The organism is Acinetobacter sp. RUH 2624 (assembly GCF_000162375.2).
GTDB classification, from domain to species: Bacteria; Pseudomonadota; Gammaproteobacteria; order Pseudomonadales; family Moraxellaceae; genus Acinetobacter; species Acinetobacter nosocomialis.
This window is the reverse complement of the sequence record NZ_KI391939.1, coordinates 362,184-384,181: the sequence shown is the minus strand read 5'-3', so window position 1 is coordinate 384,181 and position 21,998 is coordinate 362,184. Positions and strand designations below refer to the sequence as shown.

Annotated in this window: 19 protein-coding genes and 2 tRNA genes; 6 read left to right on the top strand and 15 right to left on the bottom strand. The window is 37.2% G+C overall.

Going from position 1 to position 21,998, the window contains the following annotated elements:
• Window positions 1–105 precede the first annotated feature (105 nt).
• The 9 genes from HMPREF0014_RS08495 to HMPREF0014_RS08455 form a co-directional block, all read right to left on the bottom strand.
• Window positions 106–1,365, bottom strand: coding sequence for a ParB/Srx family N-terminal domain-containing protein (locus HMPREF0014_RS08495; protein ID WP_004888123.1), 1,260 nt, complete (start codon window positions 1,363–1,365; stop codon window positions 106–108).
• 95 nt (window positions 1,366–1,460) lie between these two features.
• The gene (locus HMPREF0014_RS08490) at window positions 1,461–1,757 is read right to left on the bottom strand and encodes a hypothetical protein (RefSeq protein WP_004888124.1); all 297 of its coding nucleotides are present in this window, start codon (window positions 1,755–1,757) and stop codon (window positions 1,461–1,463) included.
• A gap of 27 nt (window positions 1,758–1,784) precedes the next feature.
• On the bottom strand, window positions 1,785–2,537 hold the full coding sequence (locus HMPREF0014_RS08485) for a barstar family protein (RefSeq protein WP_000093650.1): 753 nt from the start codon (window positions 2,535–2,537) through the stop codon (window positions 1,785–1,787).
• Between the two features lie 48 nt (window positions 2,538–2,585).
• Window positions 2,586–3,356 carry a hypothetical protein gene (locus tag HMPREF0014_RS08480; RefSeq protein ID WP_004888125.1) on the bottom strand — a complete coding sequence of 257 codons (771 nt, stop codon included), beginning with the start codon at window positions 3,354–3,356 and terminating at the stop codon, window positions 2,586–2,588.
• Between the two features lie 90 nt (window positions 3,357–3,446).
• Window positions 3,447–3,893, bottom strand: a complete 447-nt coding sequence (locus tag HMPREF0014_RS08475; protein WP_004888126.1) for a DUF6334 family protein — start codon at window positions 3,891–3,893, stop codon at window positions 3,447–3,449.
• Window positions 3,894–4,144: 251 nt separating this feature from the next.
• Complete coding sequence (locus HMPREF0014_RS08470) at window positions 4,145–5,023, bottom strand: MetQ/NlpA family ABC transporter substrate-binding protein (RefSeq protein ID WP_004888128.1); 879 nt, start codon at window positions 5,021–5,023, stop codon at window positions 4,145–4,147.
• Between the two features lie 423 nt (window positions 5,024–5,446).
• Window positions 5,447–5,536: transfer RNA gene (locus HMPREF0014_RS08465), tRNA-Ser, on the bottom strand.
• 85 nt (window positions 5,537–5,621) lie between these two features.
• Window positions 5,622–7,652, bottom strand: coding sequence for an NADPH-dependent 2,4-dienoyl-CoA reductase (locus HMPREF0014_RS08460; RefSeq protein WP_004888131.1), 2,031 nt, complete (start codon window positions 7,650–7,652; stop codon window positions 5,622–5,624).
• A 127-nt stretch (window positions 7,653–7,779) separates the two neighbouring features.
• Window positions 7,780–8,118 carry a hypothetical protein gene (locus HMPREF0014_RS08455; protein WP_004888134.1) on the bottom strand — a complete coding sequence of 113 codons (339 nt, stop codon included), beginning with the start codon at window positions 8,116–8,118 and terminating at the stop codon, window positions 7,780–7,782.
• 218 nt (window positions 8,119–8,336) lie between these two features.
• Between HMPREF0014_RS08455 and argG the strand changes: the two genes are divergently transcribed.
• On the top strand, window positions 8,337–9,680 hold the full coding sequence (argG, locus tag HMPREF0014_RS08450) for an argininosuccinate synthase (protein WP_002049558.1): 1,344 nt from the start codon (window positions 8,337–8,339) through the stop codon (window positions 9,678–9,680).
• Between the two features lie 60 nt (window positions 9,681–9,740).
• Here argG and HMPREF0014_RS08445 read toward each other — a convergent pair whose 3' ends face one another.
• Window positions 9,741–11,003: a diguanylate cyclase gene (locus HMPREF0014_RS08445; protein WP_004888139.1), complete on the bottom strand. Its 1,263-nt coding sequence runs from the start codon at window positions 11,001–11,003 to the stop codon at window positions 9,741–9,743.
• A gap of 149 nt (window positions 11,004–11,152) precedes the next feature.
• Here HMPREF0014_RS08445 and pyrC point away from each other — a divergent pair, with 149 nt between their 5' ends.
• From pyrC to HMPREF0014_RS08430, 3 genes are all read left to right on the top strand, one after another.
• On the top strand, window positions 11,153–12,187 hold the full coding sequence (gene pyrC, locus HMPREF0014_RS08440) for a dihydroorotase (RefSeq protein WP_001084867.1): 1,035 nt from the start codon (window positions 11,153–11,155) through the stop codon (window positions 12,185–12,187).
• A complete protein-coding gene (rnt, locus tag HMPREF0014_RS08435; protein WP_001982681.1) occupies window positions 12,172–12,834 on the top strand; it encodes a ribonuclease T in 663 nt (220 codons plus the stop codon). Before pyrC ends, rnt begins: the two co-directional genes overlap by 16 nt.
• A gap of 18 nt (window positions 12,835–12,852) precedes the next feature.
• Window positions 12,853–12,928 (top strand) — tRNA-Glu (locus tag HMPREF0014_RS08430).
• An 85-nt stretch (window positions 12,929–13,013) separates the two neighbouring features.
• Here HMPREF0014_RS08430 and HMPREF0014_RS08425 read toward each other — a convergent pair.
• A complete protein-coding gene (locus HMPREF0014_RS08425) occupies window positions 13,014–13,601 on the bottom strand; it encodes a DUF2726 domain-containing protein (RefSeq protein ID WP_004888141.1) in 588 nt (195 codons plus the stop codon).
• Between the two features lie 300 nt (window positions 13,602–13,901).
• Between HMPREF0014_RS08425 and HMPREF0014_RS08420 the strand changes: the two genes are divergently transcribed.
• Window positions 13,902–16,016: a TonB-dependent siderophore receptor gene (locus tag HMPREF0014_RS08420; RefSeq protein ID WP_004888144.1), complete on the top strand. Its 2,115-nt coding sequence runs from the start codon at window positions 13,902–13,904 to the stop codon at window positions 16,014–16,016.
• A gap of 205 nt (window positions 16,017–16,221) precedes the next feature.
• Window positions 16,222–16,905, top strand: coding sequence for a glutathione binding-like protein (locus HMPREF0014_RS08415; RefSeq protein ID WP_004888147.1), 684 nt, complete (start codon window positions 16,222–16,224; stop codon window positions 16,903–16,905).
• A gap of 5 nt (window positions 16,906–16,910) precedes the next feature.
• On the opposite strand, the gene HMPREF0014_RS08410 is transcribed toward HMPREF0014_RS08415, so the two are convergent.
• The 4 genes from HMPREF0014_RS08410 to yejB form a co-directional block, all read right to left on the bottom strand.
• Window positions 16,911–18,155: an NADH:flavin oxidoreductase/NADH oxidase family protein gene (locus HMPREF0014_RS08410; RefSeq protein WP_004888149.1), complete on the bottom strand. Its 1,245-nt coding sequence runs from the start codon at window positions 18,153–18,155 to the stop codon at window positions 16,911–16,913.
• Between the two features lie 185 nt (window positions 18,156–18,340).
• The gene (locus HMPREF0014_RS08405; RefSeq protein ID WP_004888152.1) at window positions 18,341–19,930 is read right to left on the bottom strand and encodes a dipeptide ABC transporter ATP-binding protein; all 1,590 of its coding nucleotides are present in this window, start codon (window positions 19,928–19,930) and stop codon (window positions 18,341–18,343) included.
• The gene (locus tag HMPREF0014_RS08400; RefSeq protein WP_004888153.1) at window positions 19,908–20,918 is read right to left on the bottom strand and encodes an ABC transporter permease; all 1,011 of its coding nucleotides are present in this window, start codon (window positions 20,916–20,918) and stop codon (window positions 19,908–19,910) included. The genes HMPREF0014_RS08405 and HMPREF0014_RS08400 overlap by 23 nt, the downstream gene beginning before the upstream one ends.
• Window positions 20,918–21,970, bottom strand: a complete 1,053-nt coding sequence (gene yejB / locus HMPREF0014_RS08395) for a microcin C ABC transporter permease YejB (protein ID WP_004888156.1) — start codon at window positions 21,968–21,970, stop codon at window positions 20,918–20,920. Before yejB ends, HMPREF0014_RS08400 begins: the two co-directional genes overlap by 1 nt.
• Window positions 21,971–21,998: the final 28 nt, after the last annotated feature.

Genomic DNA, 21,998 nt, shown 5'->3' with positions numbered 1-21,998 from the left:
AGATTTACGGAATTAGGTAGACCTCGCACCCAAGTTGTGTCTTAAATTTGAATGGATTGGGGAGAACTCAGCTTTTGAATGTTTATGCAACAAAGCCTTCGTGAATTACCAACCCCAACACGTTCCTGTAGCAGGTTTTCCACATAACTTGTAATTTACCGCATACCAAATACTTCCACCTGTACGCGGTGTTTTATCTTTCTTAATTTCGTCACGGGTCAAATCTGCAAGATTAGAAATTGAAGTCGCAGTAACAGAACCTTTAGCAGCATTTTTCACAAGCTGTAATGCGCCCAAATCTGCGGCAGTTGAAGTACCATAAATAATATCAGTTGGTTTGGTACTTCCCATCAATAATGAATAATCAGCAACCGCTGCCTGATAGCCGGTTGCACTGCCCGATACAGTTAAGTCACTTTTTATTTCAGTAGTTGCCAATACATCTGCAGCGCCATACACACTCGCATCGGTATGATAGAAACTTAAAGGATGTACCAGATTATTAGCAATTTGCTTATTAAACCAATCTTCCCATAAAAACTCAGTATAGTCCGTTGCATTGGCAACTTTGCTATAACCAATATCACGTGTGAAATAGACTAGTGAACGATATGGATTATTTTGCATACCATCAGGGTTAGTTGCAGATTTCAGGCCTAAGTTTTTAGGTAATTGTTGATATGAAATTGGTTGGTTTTTCCCATCTCTTAACCATGCTTGGCCATTGGCAAGCATTTTCGCCCAAAACTCATCCGCAGTTTTACTATCGCTATAATTCCCAACAACTTTTACCCATACTTTAAGTTGACCACCGCCATCAGGCAGCTCACGGAATTCGGTCATTGTATGATGACCATCGGTCAAATAAAGGCGCCCATCATAACCAACAACCACTGTTTTCAAATCAGCCGTTTCAGTGCCCGGCTGTTCTTGACAGTTAAATGTCTCCAATTGTTTTAAATTGGCCTTTTGTAGGTCTTGCAGACTTGTAAAATCATCACGACCTTTTGCACCAATCGCTTCACAATAATCGCTAAACTTTTTGCCAATGGTTTTATTTAAATAAACTAATTGATTGACTGGATCTGCTTGCCAAGTTGGGCGCTGTAAATCACCTTGCCAACGCCCTAATTTATAATAAATTTGATCATAACCAATTGCACCCTGCGTTGGGATCAAATCAGCAATCGTAACTTGAATTACATCATTTGTTTTTGCTGTTAGAAAACGCTGGTCACGGGTATCTGTAGGGGTTGGGGAAACTACTGTAGATTGCTGATCTTGGCTATCATTGCAGGCAGTAATAGCCATCATGCTCGCAACAAGAAATACTAAACTTAGAACTTTATAAGATTTTTTCTGCATGTCTGGAAACTACCCCAATAAATTGGATTACTTTTAATCAACAGAGTTTCATTTAGATGACTAATCGATGTCATTTTGATGAATATAGTTATAGATCAATCGATTAGAGTAACGAAAAAATCGTCAATAATATTATAGTCCATATTAAAAATGGTCTTGTAATATGCTATTTTTAAATTATGCACTGATAAAATATCTATCTTACAAACATAGACCAATACTTCATATAGATCAGTTGCTAGACTGATACTATCTAATTTAAAAACTAGAGAATTAACATCTTCAAATATATCTAAATTATGAGCGTTATTTTCATTAAAAAGCTTTTTTAACTTTTCTATTGAAATATTTTCAATATTCAAATAACTATTATCTAATGTTTTAGCATGCATATTATATACAATACCCTCTATTTAACATTACGTAATATTTAAAGTAGATTTTTCGTTTAAAAGTTCAATTAAGTATTCAAAATCATCAGGGTTATCATAGTTATTAAAAGAATACTTTGTTTCTTCAAAATACTTCCAAGTAATGTTCAAAGGTACAGTTATACAACCAATGCCACCAGTGAGACTATCCGACAAACCACCAAAACTAGAACCAAAGTAGCCCATCAATCCATTCACTTCCTCACCTATACAGCATAAGAAATCATTAAATGACTTAATATTTCTACCATCTATAACTATTGAACTTACTAGGTCTAGAGGCTTGTACTGTTGAACCCAATGCGAAACTTCTATCCACTTCTTTTTCTCTTCTTCGTTTAAATTACACCAATCTTGTAATCTAAGCTGATTTTTTCGATATTTCTTAATTAAATCAAATTTAAACTCATCAAAATAAGTCTCCTCTTCGCATAAATTTAATATCAATTTATTATCTTTCACTTCAAAAGATTCAATACTAGAACCTAAAACCCCGAAATATTCGTTATTTTCTTTTAAGAAGAATAAATTAATGCCATAGATATCATACTTATACTTTTTACTTTTTTTATCTTTATTTATTTCACCCTCACCAAAAAAACCATGAAAAACAACTTGAGTATCAGTGATTACACAATTTTCTGAAAGATATCCGCTCCAAATAGTTACATCATCATCAAACTCACTAAATTCACTTATTTCAATATAAAAAATATACTCTTCTGTAAGTTCAGAACTCATATAATATTTTCCTCTATCTCTGCTTTATTTTTAAATTTTGACGGGTTACTAATATGAAATTTCTAATGACGAGTATTTTTTTAACACTTCAATAAAATCATCTAAATGATAAAAATCTTCTTTCGACTCAAAATTATCTTTAGAGTACTGAAAATTTATCCATTTAACTTTTAAAGGCAAATCCCGCAGTACATCAGCAAATGCATTAAAGTTATAACCTAAGTATCCTAATACCCCATAAACCTCCTCTCCAAAATAACAATACACATCTTCTTCACACAGTAGGTATTTACCATCAACTGTTATATTTAATGATAAAGGTTCCCCTCTTTCGTTCATTCTAAAATAAGCAAAATCTAACCAGCAATTTTTTTCTAGCTTTGTAAAATTTAGCCATCTCTTTTTACCTATAGTTTCATTTGAAAGACGAATCATTAGCTCTTCTTTCTTTTTAAATTTTTCAAAATCTTCTAAGTTGTTTTTTGTTATAAGATCAAAATCTGGATCAAATTCAATAGAGAGTTCTTCAGCATTAAAAGTAAAGTTTTCAGAAAGAATTAAACGATTTGCTATATTATTTTCTTTTAATTCTGTAGTGAGCTTATGCCGAGATTCAATCATTATATAACAATAGCAATAATTATTTTTTCCGAGATAACTATTAAAAATCTCCAAAGATTTTTCAACCTGTTGCAAATTATTAAAATTACTTACTACAACTTTATTATTATCAACGCATATTTTTTCAAAATAAATTTCATCAATAATTTCTTTTTTTTCTTCTTCATAAATGTACTTACATAAGTTTAGTTCAAACAATTTTCGATTGTCCTAATTCTCAGATATATTTATTAAATATCTTATCATATATATCTAATATTGAATAATTTTTATAGATACATGTATGAACTAAATCAGATATGTATCAACTCCTGTTTTTCTTAATTCATATTGCAACCCAGAAGCCAAAGCAACAATCGTTAATACAGCAAAAAATGGATTCCTCTTAGATTCTTTCAATGAATGGTCGTAAAGCATGAGCTTAATCCCATCTGTATATCCTCTTTCATTGACGATAGCGAACATTGTTCCAATTTCTAATCCTTTTAGACTTGATAAATTATCTGAATATCGTTGTTGTATTGCCTTATTTGGTAAGGAAGAGAAGACCTTTAATTCAATTTCATCAAAATTATGATTAATTGTAATAACCCAAAACTTTTTATTAATTTCAAATATTATACTTTCGACTGGGTCTTCAGAATTGGACTCTCCATCTACAACTAAATAAAGATCATCTATTTTTCGAACTTCATCAATATTTTTAATTGCATCAAAAATATCGCTTTGCACCATATTTTTACCTTATTATCAATTTCCAATTCCAAAAGTTATATATTTAAAAAAACCACTCTATGAGTAATTTAATTTCTCAGACTATGAATACTAACACAACAACTAACTTTAAATATCTTCCCTACTTAATTTTCTAATGAAGTTAATAAATATTTTATTATAAGTTAGCTTAAAAACAACATTATAAATAAAAAGCTAAGCCCCGATTAGCGTGACTTAGCTTTTAAAAATAATTCTAATTAAGAAATTACTTATTTGATGTCTGCAAATTCAGAAACAGGTTTGTTCACTTCAACTTTTGTGCCACCAAATTTTTCACTCACGAATTTTTGTACTTTAGGTAAGTGGTAAAGTTCACCAAGTTTCGTATAGATTGGGTCATTTTTGTTTGCTTCAGCTACACCCAATAAATTGACATAAAGTTTAGTAGACTGATCAATTGGCTCACGGAAGATAGAATCTTTCATTACATTGAGGCCACCTTCAAGTGCCAATGTATTACCAAGCACAATTGCATCTACATCGTTTTTAACACGAACCGCTGTAGTCATTTGAATTGGTTTTAATTGTAAATTTTTAGGGTTTTCAGCAATGTCGTTCGTAGTCCCTTTTACAGGATCAAAGTTTGGTTTAAGTTTAATCAGTTTAGCAGATTGTAATAATATTAATGCACGAGCTTCGTTAGCAGTATCGTTTGGAATTGCAATGGTCGCGCCTTGTGGGAATTCATCAACAGTTTTAATTTTATCTGCATAAATACCCATTGGTTCCAAGTAAGTTGTTGCAACAGCAGCAACTTTAGCTTGATTTGAAGCATTGTATGCTGCCAAATAGTTGAACGACTGGAACGCATTTACATCTTGTTCACCATTTGCAACAGATGTATTGAGCACAACATAGTCAGTCAAATTGGTAACTTGAAGTTTAATACCCGCTTCTTTAGTCTCAGGAAGCGTTGCAACATATTTCCATACATCCGTATCTGAACCTGTTGAAACCAGTTTAATTGTTCGAACAGACTCAGTTTTGTCTTTGGTTGTTGCAGTATTTTCAGTTTGTGCAGGTTGTTTATTACATGCAGTCAGTGTTAGTACAGATGCGCTGAACAATACACTAAATAATTTTTTCATAGGTACATCCTAAAATAGGAAACGCCTACCCTACAAAAGAGTGAGACATTCCCAACCATTGGGTCGAAATGCAATATTTGGCCAGAAATAATTTCCAGATATAGGGTTTAGAAGCCTGAATTCAGCACTATTCATTCCTTGAACTTGCTCGCTAAACAATAGAATTATGTTTTGAAACAGCCTCTAAATATGGGATCATCATATATCAACAAGTGAATATTCTACAAATAACTTGTTCAATTCTGATATATAGTCATGCTCACAGCAACATATTGAAAACATAAACATTTTTCAAATACAACATACATATTTGATTTATATGAAATTTTTAGGATTTATTAGCAATATTTAAGCTAAATAGAGTTGTAATTTTTATTTTAGGCATAAAAAAAGCCCCTGCTATTAACAGGGGCTTTTCGAATTTGGCGGAAGCGGTGAGATTCGAACTCACGGAGGACTCACACCCTCGTCGGTTTTCAAGACCGGTGCATTAAACCGCTCTGCCACGCTTCCATGTGCGTAAGAATACAAAGCTTATTCATTTTATTCAAGAAAAATATCATCGCTTTGTGTTCAAGTGCATATTGTTTCATCAATTTTACAGTTGAGCGGCTAATTCTGCTCCTTCTTTGATCGCACGCTTCGCATCTAGCTCTGCTGCAAGCTTTGCACCACCAATAATATGGTAGTTCGCTATAGTCGACTCACCTTCTTTTGGCATCAAGTCTTTTACAGACTCTTGACCTGCACACACCACAACAGTGTCTACACGTAAAAGCTGGTCTTGACCGTTATGTTCAATCCACAGCCCTTCATCGGTAACTGCTTTATATTGCACGCCGCGCAGCATACGTACGCCATGCTTTTTAAGCTGGGCGCGATGTACCCAACCCGAGGTCTTACCAAGACCAATACCGAGTGGTGTTGTTTTACGTTGCAGTAAATAAATTTCGCGTATCGCTGGTTCAACTATAGGAGGTTGCATCCCTCCTTCAGAAATGTAGTTCGGATCTGGGTCTACACCCCACTCGCGCTGCCACTCGGCTAAAGGTTGAGGCTGTGGTTGATGTGGTGGTTTAAGTAAAAATTCTGATACGTCAAAACCAATACCACCAGCTCCAATCACTGCGACTTTTTGTCCTACTTCTGCACCCTGTAAAACTTGAGCATAGGAAAGAACTTGTGGTGAATTACTTCCTTCAATTTTTAAAGCACGTGGTATTACACCCGTTGCCACAATAATTTCGTCAAAACCTTCACGCTCAAGTTGTTCACGATTTACACGAGTGTTTAAACGTACATCTACACCTGTTTTTTGAAGCTGTACTTTAAAGTAGCGAATTGTCTCGTGAAATTCCTCTTTACCTGGTACAACCTTGGCAAAGTTGAACTGACCACCTACATCTGTATTGGCTTCGAACAAGGTCACAGCATGACCACGGCTTGCAGCAACAGTGGCAGCAGACATACCTGCCACACCACCACCAACAACTGCTATACGCTTAGGCTGTTTAGTTTTTAAATAAACCAGTTCTGTTTCATGGCCTGCACGAGGGTTCACTAAACAAGACACACGTTTATTTTTAAATGCATGATCTAAACATGCTTGGTTACAGGCAATACACGTATTAATTTCATCAACACGGTTGGTCGCAGTTTTATTTACCCAAAAAGCATCGGCCAATAATGGGCGTGCCATTTGAATCATGTCTGCCTTGCCTTTTGCCAAAATTTCTTCGGCAGTTTCAGGCATATTAATACGGTTAGATGCAATTACCGGAATTGAAATATGCTGTTTTACATGAGCCGTGTAATCGACAAACGCTGCACGAGGTACAGACGTTACAATAGTTGGCACACGTGCTTCATGCCAACCAATACCCGTATTTAATAAAGTGACACCCGCCTTTTCTAAAGCTTTAGCAACAGTGACTACTTCTTGCATGGTGTTACCGTCATGCACAAGGTCGAGTAGCGATAAACGGAAACAGATAATAAATTTTTCACCAACTTTTGCGCGGATCGCTTTAACAATTTCAACCGGAAAACGCATACGGTTTTCAATTTCACCGCCCCAACGGTCAGTACGCTGGTTTACATGGCGACTTAAAAACTGGTTAATCAGATATCCTTCCGACCCCATAATTTCAACGCCGTCGTAGCCTGCTTTTTTGGCAATATCAGCGCACTGTGCATAGTCTTCAATGGTGCTGAGAATATTTTTTTCAGAAAGTTGACGTGGCTTAAATGGTGAAATTGGTGACTTTATAGCACTTGAAGACACTACAAACGGTTGGTAACCATATCTGCCCGCATGTAAAATTTGCATTAAGATTTTTGAGCCATGCTTATGGACAGCATGAGTCACTAAACGGTGCTGCGGAATGTCAAATAAGCTATTCATCGTTCCGCCAGCTGGAGCCAACCAGCCTTGACGGTTTGGAGAAATACCTCCCGTCACGATCAGACCAACCCCACCTTTTGCACGCTCTTCAAAATAAGCTGCAAGTTTTGGGTAATTATAAAAACGATCTTCAAGTCCCGTATGCATGGAACCCATCACCACACGATTTTTAATAGTGGTAAAGCCTAAATGTAATGGTTTTAATAAATTGGCGTAACTTGTCATGCTGCGTCCCAATAATTTTTTGCAACTTGTTGCATAGTACTTTAATACTTTTTTAAAATGTTAGGATGACCACACATATTTTTTTACGTGTTGAAATTGTCAATTATTCGAGCTTGTGTCCCTTCATCTAATTTTTTATGGGTAATTGAAACGTTGAATCTTTTTCCCATTTAAATAAAGAGAAAAATAGCATCACAACAGCAATTACAGTTCCTATAGGGAACATATTAAGCATTAAGATAGATATCACAATTGAACCGATACGGCTGCTTGTAGTTCCAGTCTTAACACTTCTAGCGCATAAGAACTGTGTAGCGATTGCTGCAATAAGCCCTAAAATACTACCAATAAAGTATTTGGGCGTATGCACAAATATATTGTAAATCGCATAGATAAGATCTGAAATTACAATAAACCCCGTAATACGATGCAATGTCGATAAAATTTGATTGTGATGAATCAACATATTTTGTTTTTTTCCTTTTTAGCATTTCGTCTAAATTGTCATACTTATCGTAAAACTTTATATTTTTCCAATATTAATCTATTTTTCAAATTAAAAAAAAAGAATTCCTTTCCTAACAGAAAAAAAATCGATTTGAAAAGTGATATAGTACTGAGCGAATAAATTCTCTTGGTCACCGAAGTATTAGGGTGCCTATTTCGAAATAGTTAGGACTAGCAATGACTGATAATGCAACGATCTTGCAGCATGTACCAGTAGGCAAAAAAGTTGGGATTGCCTTCTCCGGAGGCTTAGACACTTCAGCTGCTTTATTGTGGATGAAACAAAAAGGCGCTGAGCCTTATGCATACACTGCAAACTTAGGCCAGCCAGATGAAGATGACTACGATGCAATTCCAAAGAAAGCAGAACAATACGGCGCTGTAAAAGCTCGCTTAATTGACTGCCGCTTACAATTGGCACTTGAAGGTATTGCTGCAATTCAGTGTGGTGCATTCCATATCAGTACAGGTGGTGTTCCTTATTTCAATACGACTCCACTCGGTCGTGCAGTAACAGGTACTATGCTCGTTACTGCTATGAAAGAAGATGACGTAAACATCTGGGGTGACGGTTCAACTTATAAAGGTAACGATATTGAACGTTTCTATCGTTATGGTTTGTTAACTAACCCAAATCTTAAAATTTATAAGCCTTGGTTAGATCAAAACTTTATTGATGAGCTTGGTGGCCGTGCAGAAATGTCACAGTTCCTCATCGACAACGGTTTTGACTACAAAATGTCAAAAGAAAAAGCGTACTCAACTGACTCAAACATGTTGGGCGCAACTCACGAAGCAAAAGATCTTGAATACCTAAATGCAGGTATCAAAATCGTTGATCCAATTATGGGCGTTGCTTTCTGGAAAGAAGAAGTTGAAATTAAACCTGAAGAAGTAACTGTACGTTTTGAAGAAGGTGTTCCTGTTGCGTTAAATGGTCAAACTTTTAACAATCCAGTTGAGCTTATTCTTGAAGCAAACCGTATTGGTGGTCGTCATGGTTTAGGTATGTCTGACCAAATCGAAAACCGTATTATCGAAGCGAAATCTCGCGGTATTTATGAAGCACCGGGTATGGCTCTTCTTCATATTGCTTACGAGCGTTTGGTTACTGGTATTCATAACGAAGATACGATCGAACAATACCGCATTAATGGTTTACGTTTAGGTCGTTTACTTTATCAAGGTCGTTGGTTCGACTCTCAAGCGCTTATGCTTCGTGAAACTGCACAGCGTTGGGTTGCTAAAGCGATTACTGGTGAAGTGACCCTTGAACTTCGTCGTGGTAATGACTACACCATCATGAACACTGAATCTCCAAACTTAACGTATGAAGCTGAACGTTTAACAATGGAAAAAGGCGATTCAATGTTTACGCCAATGGATCGTATTGGTCAGTTGACTATGCGTAACCTCGACATTACCGATACACGTGCAAAACTTGGTATCTATACAGATGCTGGTTTGCTTTCAATCGGTCAAGGTTCTGCGATTCCTCAATTAGACAATAAGAAAAAATAATTTTCTTATAACGTCAAAAAAGCCACCTCTATAGGTGGCTTTTTTAAGTCTAATTTCAAGCTAAGCAATTTCTGCAACTTGTAGAGGCTGATAATAAATTTGATTACGGCCAAGCTGCTTTGCTCTATATAAAGCCTGATCTGCGGCATGAATCAATTTATCTTGTCCCATCTTTAATCCACCTGTATATACGGTAAATCCTAAACTGATCGTGACATACTTTGACACTAACGAAGCAGCATGAGGAATGGCTTGCCGTTCAATTGCTTTATAAATATTTGCAGCCACTGCATATGCACCCTGTGCCGGTGTTTCAGGTAAAAGTACAACGAACTCTTCACCACCATAACGCGCAACAAAATCGACATGACGAATCGAGTTTTTAATTGCTGCCGCAATACTAGAGATGACTTTATCCCCCATCTGATGTCCATAAAAATCGTTATAGTTTTTAAAAAAATCGATATCAATAAATAAAACAGCTAACGGACGTTTCTCTTGATTTGCACGGTAATAGAAGAAGTCAAACATTTCGTCAAAGGTACGACGGTTTGAAATTTGAGTAAGCGCATCTTGCTGACTTAAATGCAGAAGTTCAGATGCTTCAATCCGTAAAATCTGCTCATTAATTTCAGCAAGTTGGTTATTTAAAAAAAGACTTCGCTCTCTTGAGATGAGCATAGTGCTAATTGAGAAACCTAAAATACAAGTGCCGAACAAGGCCCGACCGAGGGCAATATAATCACAATTTACATTCAATAAATTAAGAAAAACAAAAACCAATATTGCTGCTGATAAGCCAACGTACAGCATATGTAATGGTTTGATGCCACTTAGAATAAAACCAAGCATATATAAAAATGAAAGAAGCAACATCGACTGATTTTTAAGTGCCATATTTTCGACACTGAGCAACAACATGGCACTTGTAATAATTGAGAAGAAAACAATGCCACAGGCAGCGAAATAAAAGTGATTAGAGAGTTTTTTAAATTTGGCAAAAATCCAAAATAATAAGAGTGCAAGTGCAATATTCATTGCACTCAACAAACAATGAATAAAGTCTAAAGTAATATATGTTTCACCAATTACCAAGTAGTCAGTTGGAAGGGCCAGTAAAATAAAAATTAAATAAGTAAGTACTCCACTTGCTAGAAACTTAGAGATGTTTTGCCGAGTACGATCAAGGTTTAAACACCAGAATTTTTTTTCTAGCTGCTTTGGTAAAGGCATATTGGCGTAACGATGGGTATGTAGTGTGACCAAATACTCGATTTCTTCTTTCGATTTGAGTAATTGATGGACATTTCCCCTATTCGCCACTAGTCGATTCCTACATATTTCGCGTTAACAAAATATAACATTATTTTTTAAAGCTCCCTGCGCTTTATTTTGCCATTTGTCCGTAATTCTCGTTACCATTTTCACACTTTATCGATTATCATTTGTTTTATTTCGAAGTTTGAACTGCCTTGAACTCTATTACCCTGCTCCAGCCAGATGATTGGCATGCACATTTACGTGATGGTTTAGCATTAAAACGTACTGTTCCAGATTTGGCTAAACAATTCGCCCGCGCGATCTGTATGCCTAACCTTGTACCGCCAGTAAAAACAGTAGAAGAAGCTTTAGCTTATCGCGAGCGCATTCTTGCTCATGTTCCGGAAGGCAATAATTTTGACCCTCGTATGGTGCTTTATTTTACTGACCACACTTCACCAGATGAAGTGCGTAAAATTAAAGAATCAGAACATGTCAATGCGATTAAGCTTTATCCTGCTGGTGCGACCACAAACTCTGACAATGGTGTGAGTGATATTCGCAAAGTTTATGCAGTTATTGAGCAATTAGAAGAGCACCAAGTTCCGTTATTACTTCATGGTGAAGTGACTCACAATCATGTAGATATTTTTGATCGTGAAAAACGCTTCCTAGATGAGGTATTATCACCTTTATTGAAACAGTTCCCTAAACTTAAGGTTGTGCTTGAGCACATCACGACTAGTGATGCAGCACACTTTGTTTTAGAACAAGACCGTAATGTGGCGGCAACAATCACTCCACAACATTTATTATTTAACCGTAATGATATGTTGGTCGGTGGTATTAAACCGCATTTCTACTGTTTACCAATTTTAAAACGTCAAACGCATCAAACAACTTTACTTGAAGTTGCAACAAGCGGTAATCCTAAGTTTTTCTTAGGTACAGACAGCGCACCTCATGCACAAAATGCAAAAGAGAATGCTTGTGGCTGTGCAGGCTGTTATAGTGCACCAAACGCAATTGAGCTTTATGCACAAGCGTTTGATCAAGTCGGTAAATTAGAGCGCCTAGAAGGTTTTGCTAGCCATTTTGGTGCAGACTTCTACGGTCTACCACGTAATACTTCTACCATTACTTTGGTTAAAGAAGATAATCTCGTTCCCGAATCTTTTGATTATTTAGATAATCAAAAAATCATCCCGCTGCATGCCGGGAAAACGCTGCAATGGAGAAAAGTGTGACACAAGAAAATTCTGTCCCGGTCATTGGCCAACGTTTTCGTGGCTTCTTACCTGTTGTTGTCGATGTTGAAACGGCAGGTTTTAATGCCCAGACAGATGCATTGCTAGAAATCGCGTGCATTCCAATTGTGTATGATGCTCAGGGACAATTTGTCCCTGGTCCTGCATTTCATGCACATATTAACCCTTTTGAAGGGGCTAACCTCGATCGTCGTTCGCTCGACTTTATTGGTATTGATCCATTCAACCCAATGCGTATTGCAATGGCTGAAGATGAGCGAACCGCTTTACGTCGTATTTTTAAATCGGTCAATGAAGTTCGTAAACAGCAACATTGTACTCATGCAGTACTCGTAGGCCATAACGCGCATTTTGACCTTGGCTTTTTACAAGCAGCGATTGCTCGCTCAGGTACAAAAAACCAAAACCCGTTCCATAGTTTTTCAGTCATGGATACAGTTACTTTAAGTGCAGTAATGTTTGGACAAACAGTGCTTGCAAAAGCATGTATTCAAGCTGGAATTGAGTTCGATGGTAAAGAAGCACACTCTGCTTTATACGATACCCAGAAGACTGCTGAACTGTTTTGCTATATTTTGAACAAACTGTCACCTTACCTCCTTGACAGTTTGGTGGCGGCTTCTTAAGATACCGCCATCCTCAACGTCCCTATCGTCTAGAGGCCTAGGACATCGCCCTTTCACGGCGGTAACCGGGGTTCGAATCCCCGTAGGGACGCCATATTCTTTCTACAAAGAATCATCGCTTCAAATTATTTTATCTCACTTCAAATTTTATCCATGAGATAAGTTCCGTATTTTCAAAATCAAGACTTCAACTTTACTTCATTAATATGTTGTGCAGGTTGCATAGTTGGCTCATCTCTCTCAATAATTATTGCATCAGCAATTAACTTTGTTTTTGTTAAATCTGGTTCTATTGGGACTGGAGCTAATGAACTTGATGCAATATTAAAATCACGATGTATTTGTGCCAGTTCTGGCGTTCGTTTATAGCGTATAACTTTAAAACCTGCTTCTTGAATTAAAGTATCTCGCTCTGCATCAAACTTTTCTTTCCCTTTATGACTAGAATCGTCTAGTTCAACAATAGCAACGATATTAAATGCTTTATCTAACACAACAAAATCAGCAACTTTGCGATTAAATAAATTACGCGTCGCGTATCCTTGCGCTGTCATAAAAGCACTGAAAGCAACTTGCGCCAAAATAATATGTTCCGGCAAAGCTTCCTTTAGTTTCATAAAAGTAGGTTGTTCATTCATAGTAATGATACGCTTTCCCTTGAGGGGGTTACGTTTTGCATTTCTATTTTTGCTTTCCCCTTTCTTTAAAACACTTAAAATCGCCAATATCATTATGGCTATTAAAAATATGCCAACTATCGCAAACATCGAATTTCCCCTAAATAAATATAAAAACTATTTTGATTTTGAAAATACAATTAAAAACGGCTAGCTATAAATTATTTATATGATTTTAAAAGCTATTGTTCTATGTATTTGATACTCTATTTTAGACTTTAATTTATAATTTTTTAACCCTATCTTTTTTGTTTTTAATTTTTGTCATTTATATTTCCAAATAAAATACACTTGCACAAATTTATCACTGATTCTGTATTCCTTTTACATACAGTTACATTATAATAATTCTTATTTTTATACTGATATTTATTATCAACAAGGTTTTAAATGGATCTTAAGCTTCGCCTCCTCTCCCTGAGCATTGCTCAACTATGCTGTATCTCCTCTGCTTTTGCAGATACAGACACTTCTTCAACTACTCTTGCCACTATTAAAATTAAAGCCCAACAGGCATCAGATCAAACTTATAAAGTTGATAGTTCGAGTAGTGCAACACGCAGTGAAATTGCTTTAAAAGATACCCCTCAGTCGGTCAGTGTGGTCACCCAAAAAGTAATTGAAGATATTGGCGCTACTCGTTTAATTGAGGCGCTTGATTTAGCTGGCGGCGTGACTCGTGCTAATAACTTTGGTGGTCAAGGTCTAACTGGTTTTAACGTGCGTGGGTTTACCAGTGGTGAGTTTTATCGAAACGGGTTTCCAATTAACCGTGGCTATCCAAATGCGCCAGATAGTAATACCATTGAACGCATAGATGTTTTACGTGGGCCCTCTTCTAGCTTATATGGCCGTGGTGACCCAGGCGGTACTTTTAACTTAATTTCTAAAACACCAAAGTCTGAGCAACAAACAACTTTAGATGCCCAGCTCAACAGTGAAGGTTTATACCGCACGACGGTAGACACGACAGGAACTGTACCTAATGCGGAAAACATCGGTTATCGCCTCAATGTGATTGCAGAAGGTGGTGATAGTTATCGTGATCATGTTGAATCTAAACGTTATGGCATTGCTCCAGTCATTCAATGGCAGGCCTCAGACATGACTAAAGTTACCTTCGAAGCCGATATTTTAAGGAACCAACATCCGCTTGACCGTGGCCAAACACGCTATGCAGGTCAGAAGTCTTTTATTAGTTCACCAGACACTTATTTGTGGGAAACGGGTAAAGACAACAACCGACTTTACAATGACAACAATATGGCTCAATTAAGAGTTGAACACGAGCTTGGAAATGACTGGAAGCTCAATGCTGGTGTGCAATATTTAAATGGCAAGTTACATGGCTATGCAGTAGAAGCAAATGGAATTCAAAATGATGGGGAAACGCTAAGTCGAAATTACAACTACCGTGAACTAAAGTGGCAAGATACCGATGCTCAAATTAACCTAACAGGTAAATTCCAGTTTTTGGGTTTAGCAAACACCTTAGTGACTGGGCTTGAATATGAAAACTATGATTATAAGTCATACATTATTCGCTCAAGTGGAGATGTCGGTAGCTACCCTATTAATATCTACAACCCTGTTTTAGGGCAGCCTCTGCCTGAGCTTTATCGTGTAACTACACATGACCGTGAAAACTTAAAAACCACTGCCCTTTTTTTACAAGACCAAGTCGATTTAAATGAGCGTTTAAGCGCGCTACTAGGCTTACGTTTTGAACATTATGAGCATGACTATAAGAACCTATTACCGAATACCGCAAATTGGAATACCAGTCATAATGCATTTATTCCACGTTTAGGTTTAGTCTATAAAGCCAGTGACGATCTTTCCATCTACAGTAATGCTGCAAAATCTTTTAAGCCAAACACTGGTGCTAGCCGTAATGGAGACGGGTTTGATCCTGAAGAAGGCTTAGCTTACGAGTTAGGCTTTAAATGGCAAGCACTTGATAATATGTTATCAATTGATTCCGCTATTTTTTATGCCAACAAAGAAAATGTCTTAACCCTAGATCCTGTTGATTCAGTCTATAAAGTAGCAGCAGGTGAAGTTCGTAGCCGTGGTATAGAGTTAAATATTGCAGGGCAAATTACGCCTGCTTGGAAAATTATTGGCGGCTATGTCTATACAGATGCAGAAGTAACTAAAGACAATAGCTTGCAAAAAGGGACGGCTCTAGCCAACATTCCAAAAAATAGTTTTAATCTTTTAAATATTTATGAATTTCAGAATGGGCCTTTACAAGGGTTGGGCTTAGGTATCAATCAAAAATATATTGATAAACGTGCAGGTCAAACAGCCATTAGTACCTACACCATGAAAGGCTATGCAGTTACTGACCTCGTGTCTTATTATCAGGCAACGCCAAAATTACGCCTTAACTTAGACGTGAAGAATATTTTTGACAGAGTTTATGATGAAAGTGCTTTTAATTTATATGCCTATCCTGGTGAATCACGTACTGTTCAATTAGGTATAAGCTATACGTTCTAAATTAAAAGAACCAAACATCAGCCTTTTACCGCGTAAGATCTCACTAGGGATATTAGTCATTAAAAAAGCCACTGTCTAAAAATACGGTGGCCTTTATTTCCTCATATAAAATATTATAAATTTATGATTTATAAATATTTTATTATACTTAAGCTATGTTCTACCCTATACTAAAAATAGATCAAAACTATAATTTGAACATGACATGCAAATTCGATTATTTCATTTACAAAATTCACGCTCTCAACGCATTATTTGGTTTTTAGAAGAATTAGGGCTCAACTATGATCTCATCACTAAATATCATTCGGACGAAGACAAAAATAATAACTCACCGCATCAACTATCAAAATTTCCAACTCTCGAAATTATTGAACAAGAGCAAACTTCAATTTTGGCTGAAACCTCAGCAATTCTAGATTATTTCTCTCATTTACACCCACAACTGAGCCAGAACAATTTACTAAGCCAACAACTTCAAAACTTTTATTATTGGAAGAATTATTGTGAGGCGACATTCATTCCAGATCTGGTACTCAAGCAAATCTTTCACCAAATTGCAGAACGCACGCCTTTTCTGGTCCGTTTCGTTCCTAAGCTTTTAAAATATGGATTTGATCAAGGCTATCTCAATCAATCATTACAAAGACACATGAGCATGATTGATAAACATTTAGAACGTCACTTATGGTTCGCGGGAGATCAGTTTACTACTGCTGATATTTTGATGTGGTTTCCATTATTGGCTTGCTCACCAAATTACAGCCACTTTAAACATATACAGCGTTATCTTGCCCAGATAGAAAACAGACCCGCCTTTAAAAATGCTCTAATTAAAGGTCAATGGTCTGCTTCTACTTTTCAAACTTACTGGGCTATTGCTTGGTAATTTATTTATGCAGATTTACGCGAATTCACGCGTCCTTGAACAACAGCCTTAATATTGCCCTTGGCATAATTTAAAAACACAATTAAAGGTGACAGTTTAGGATTTGGCTTTTTACCTTGTCCAATAGCTTTAAATTGTGCTGCGTACCAAATGATTTCCATAATCGCCATCTTATCGACAAAAGGCAAACCTGTTTTAATTGGTTTTACGGCATAGCGAACGTCTTGGCCTGCAATTAAACGATCAGTTAAATCCGTTTCGACTGCAAGTGGACGAGCAATGCCAATAAAGTCACATGCACCACTTGCCAGAGCAGCATTCATACCTTCGACTGTACGGAAGCCACCTGTCACCATAAGTTTACATTTTACATGCTGACGGATTTTTTCAGCAAAGTCTAAGAAGTATGCTTCACGTGCAATGGTACTTGCCTTACGTTTATCAGCTTTGACGCCAGCCATTGCTGGTGCTTCGTAAGTTCCACCTGAAATTTCAATTAAGTCAATTCCGGCTTCATCAACGGCTTTAAATACTGAAATCACATCTTCTTCGCTAATACCACCGCGCTGGAAGTCAGCCGAGTTAAGCTTAACTGAAATAATAAAATTCTCTGAGGTTGCTTCACGTACAGCCTTATAAACTTCTAGTAAAAAGCGAGTACGGTTTTCAACTGAACCACCCCATTGGTCTGTACGCTTATTGGTTAATGGTGATAAAAACTGGCTAATTAAATAGCCATGTGCACCATGTAACTGCACCCCTTCAAAACCTGCTTTCTCACAAATGCGGGCAGCTGTTGCAAAGCGTTTAATAATATCTAGAATTTCTTCATGTGTAAGCGCACGTGGCGTACCAAACATAGTCGCTAAAGCTGGGCTAAAAGGAACTGCCGAAGGTGCAACTGTTTCTTTATTTAAGCCTTTAGGGCACTGACGGCCTGGATGAGACAATTGAATGAGCTGTACCATTCCATATTGTTTACCAACCGCTGCCCATTCTTTTAAACGCTCTAGGTCACGCTCGGTTTCAATCACCACCACGCCTGGTTCGTTTTTAGCCTCTACATTGACCATAACATTTCCAGTAATCGCACAGCCCAAACCACCTTTGGCCCATGCACCATACAAACCTAAATGTAAATCATTTGGCTGCCCCTCATAGTTTGCAAGTGCCTCACTCATTGCACCTTTAATAATTCGGTTTTTAAATGTGGTATTTCGAATTGTGATTGGTTGTGCAATCTGGCTCATGGTTAACCTCTTTTAATACTTTAGAGTAATTACTCTAATTTAGATGAGTTATAGGTCATGTCAAGGGAAAATCGATAACTGACAATAGCACATGTCAAATTTAAAAAGTATAGAGAAATGCAACTTTTTGCATAAAAAATTTAAATAATATTTATTATTATAAAACATAGACTTATTTAAATAAATTAAAGACTCGCCGTAATTAATTGCTTGGTATATTCAGTTTTAGGGTCATTAAATAACTGTTCAGTCAGCTGATATTCAACAACTTTTGCATGCCGTAATACCATCACTTTATGACACAGTGCTTTAACCACATTTAAATCATGACTAATAAAAATATAGCTTAGGTGCTCAGTTTGTTGTAAACGTCGCAATAATTGAATCATGGCTTTTTGAGTCGTTCGATCTAAGGCGGACGTTGGCTCATCTAAAATTAAAAGTTTAGGTTGAACCACTAAAGCTCGTGCTAGAGCAACGCGTTGACGTTGTCCACCCGAAAGCTCGTGCGGATAGCGGTGTTGAAAGTCTTTAGCCAACTCAACTTTTACTAAAGCAGATTTAACTTGCTGTTTGATCTCGTGATCGGCTACAGCTTTCACTTTTAAGCCTTCAGCAATAATCTGCCCTACCGTCATACGCGGGTTTAAACTACCAAATGGGTCTTGGAAAACAATTTGTAAGTCTGACCTAATCTTACGCAAAGCTTTTTGTTCTAAGTAGTTTATGTCTTGCCCTAAAAAGATAATTTGCCCCTCACTTTTAATTAATCGAACCAGAGCCAAAGCCAATGAGGTTTTACCCGAACCACTCTCCCCCACAACGCCTAATGCTTCGCCTTGGGCAAGCTCAAAGCTTACATTTTCAATAGCAGTGGTATAACCCTGAATACGGTTAAAGAAACCACGTCGAATTGGATATTTAACATTGAGTTGTTGAACAGATAAAATGTTATGACTGATTGAAGGCTGCTCAGCAAAACCAAGATCATGATCTAACAGTTGCTGAGTATAAATTGACGCAGGATTTTTAAAGATTTGCTGAAGCTGACCTTGCTCTACAACTTGTCCTTCGTGTAATACAATCAGCTCATTGGCATAACGGCGTACCAAATTTAAATCATGGCTAATCAAAATTAGCGCCATGCCATATTTACTTTGCAAAGACCTCAGTAACTCTAAAATTTGCGTCTGTAAAATCACATCAAGCGCGGTAGTTGGTTCATCTGCAATTAAAATTTTAGGTTGAAGCGCTAGCGCAGCCGCAATCATCACCCGCTGTTTTTGTCCACCTGAAAGCTCATGTGGATAACGTTTTAAAATGTACTCTGGATTAGCAATTCCTACGTCTTTTAATAATTGAATTACCTGCTGCTGAGCTTTTGCCTTTGACCAACCTTGTAAAATGAAATGTTCACCGACAATTTTTTCAACACGATGCAATGGGTTTAAAGCCGTAGAAGGCTCCTGAAAAATCATGGCAATTTGGCGGCCACGTATATGTGTTTTTGTCTTTTCATCTGTTTCTAAAATATTTTTTGAATCAATAATAATACGACCAGATGTTTTTAATTTTTCTGGTAATAATCCCATCATTGCCAAACAGCTTATTGTCTTACCTGAACCACTTTCCCCTACAATTGCAAGCGTATCTCCAGCTTGCAAATTTAAATTGAGACCCTCCAATAAAAGCTGATCTTGTGTAGAGATTGAAAGGTTTTCTATATTTAGCAATGTAGCATCTACATTTAAGTTATTTTCTTGGGTCAAATGCATCGCGTGCCGCCTCCCCAATATAAATTAATAATGACAACACAAAAGCCAAGCTAAAAAAGCCCGATAAAGCCAACCACGGTGCATCTAAGTTATTTTTACCTTGCAACAACAACTCACCTAAAGAGGCAGCATCTGGCGGTAAACCATAGCCCAAGAAATCGAGTGCGGTTAAAGCAATAATATTAGTAGTCAAAATAAAAGGTAATTGCGACAGGCTAGAACTTATGGCATTTGGCAAAATGTGCTTAAAGATAATTGCTCTATCAGTTACACCTAAAGCCTGAGCCGCACGCACATAGTCAAGTTGACGCGCTTTTAAAAATTCGGCACGGACAATTCCTACCAGTACAGTCCAGCTAAAGAACAGCATAATAAAAAATAGCCAATATACATTTGGGGTAAACATGCTGACTAAAATCATGACCATAAAGAGCATGGGTAAACCATTCCAGACTTCTACCAGTCGTTGCCCCAACAAATCAACCCAGCCACCATAGTAACCTTGTATAGCACCCACAAAAATACCAAGTAGTGCTGCACAAGCTGTTAAAGCCAAGCCGAAAAGTAATGAGACTCTAAGCCCATAGAGAATACGTGCAAGCACGTCTCGCCCTTGGTCATCTGTCCCTAACCAGTTCTGCTTAGAAGGTGGCGATGGCACAGGTACAGCCAAGTCTAAATTAGGAGTCTGGTAAGAAAATCTTATAAGGGGCCAAATTGCCCATCCGTTATGATTGATAAGCTCTTGTACAGCGGGGTCTTTATAATCTGCTTCTGTTTCAAACACGCCACCAAAAGTAGTTTCGGGATATGATTTAAAAACAGGCAAATAATAAGCGTCCTCATATTTCACCAACAATGGTTTATCGTTAGCAATGAACTCAGCAGCTAAAGACATCGCCAAAATGAGGCTAAACAAAACAAAGCTTGCCCAACCTAATTTATGTTGCCTAAACTTTTGCAGCCGTGACTGCACAATTAAAGACATTATTTGCCTCCTTGTGCGTCAAAGTGAATACGCGGATCAATCCATTGATACAGCACATCGCAAATAAGTCGTAAAAGTAGACTAAACAGCGTGAAGAAAAACAATACGCCGAAAATAACCGGATAGTCTCGTTGAACAATCGCTTCAAAACCTAATAATCCCACACCATCTAGGTGAAAAATAATTTCAATGAAAAGGTTTCCGACAAAGAAAATACCTGCCAAAGTCTCCGGCAATCCGGCGAGTACCACTAAAATGGCATTGCGAAATACATGTTTATATAAAACTTGCTGGCTATTTAGGCCTTTTGCGTAAGCTGCCAAGACATAAGGTTTATTGAGTTCTTCTAAAAATGAATACTTAGTTAAATAAGTTAGGCTCGCAAAACCACCTAAGACCATCGTAATAAGTGGCAAAGTCATATGCCATAAATAGTCCGTAATTTTTCCAAAAAAACTCAATTGATGAAAGTTATCTGATACCAGGCTTTGCAATGGAAACCAGTGAAAATATGACCCACCCGCAAAAAAAACAATAAGCAGTATGCCAAAGACAAAGCTGGGTACCGCATAACCCACCACTAGCAATAAAGAAGTGGAACGATCAAACCAAGAACCTTGTTGTTTCGCTTTTTTAATTCCAAGTGGAATTGAAATAAGATAAATCAGCAAAGTGCTCCATAGCCCAATCGAGATCGACACAGGCATTTTTTCCCAAAGCAACTCAACTACTGGTTTATCTTTAAAAAAGCTTTGTCCAAAGTCTAAAGTCAAATAGCCCTTTAACATCAGTAAAAAACGTTCTACTGGAGGATGGTCAAAACCGTATTGTGCTTTAATTTGCTCTACCATTTCGGGGCTTAATCCTTTAGCACCCTGATAGTACATTTCAGTACCTAATATCCGCCCTGCTCCTACGCCACTTTCTACCTCATGGATTGCTTGTTCTACAGGTCCACCCGGTGCAATTTGCACGACCACAAAGTTGATCAATAAAATAATGAACAACGTTGGAATCATTAAAAGAAGTCGCTTAAGAATATATGAACCCATATAACAGGATTTCCTTTAGATACGTGCT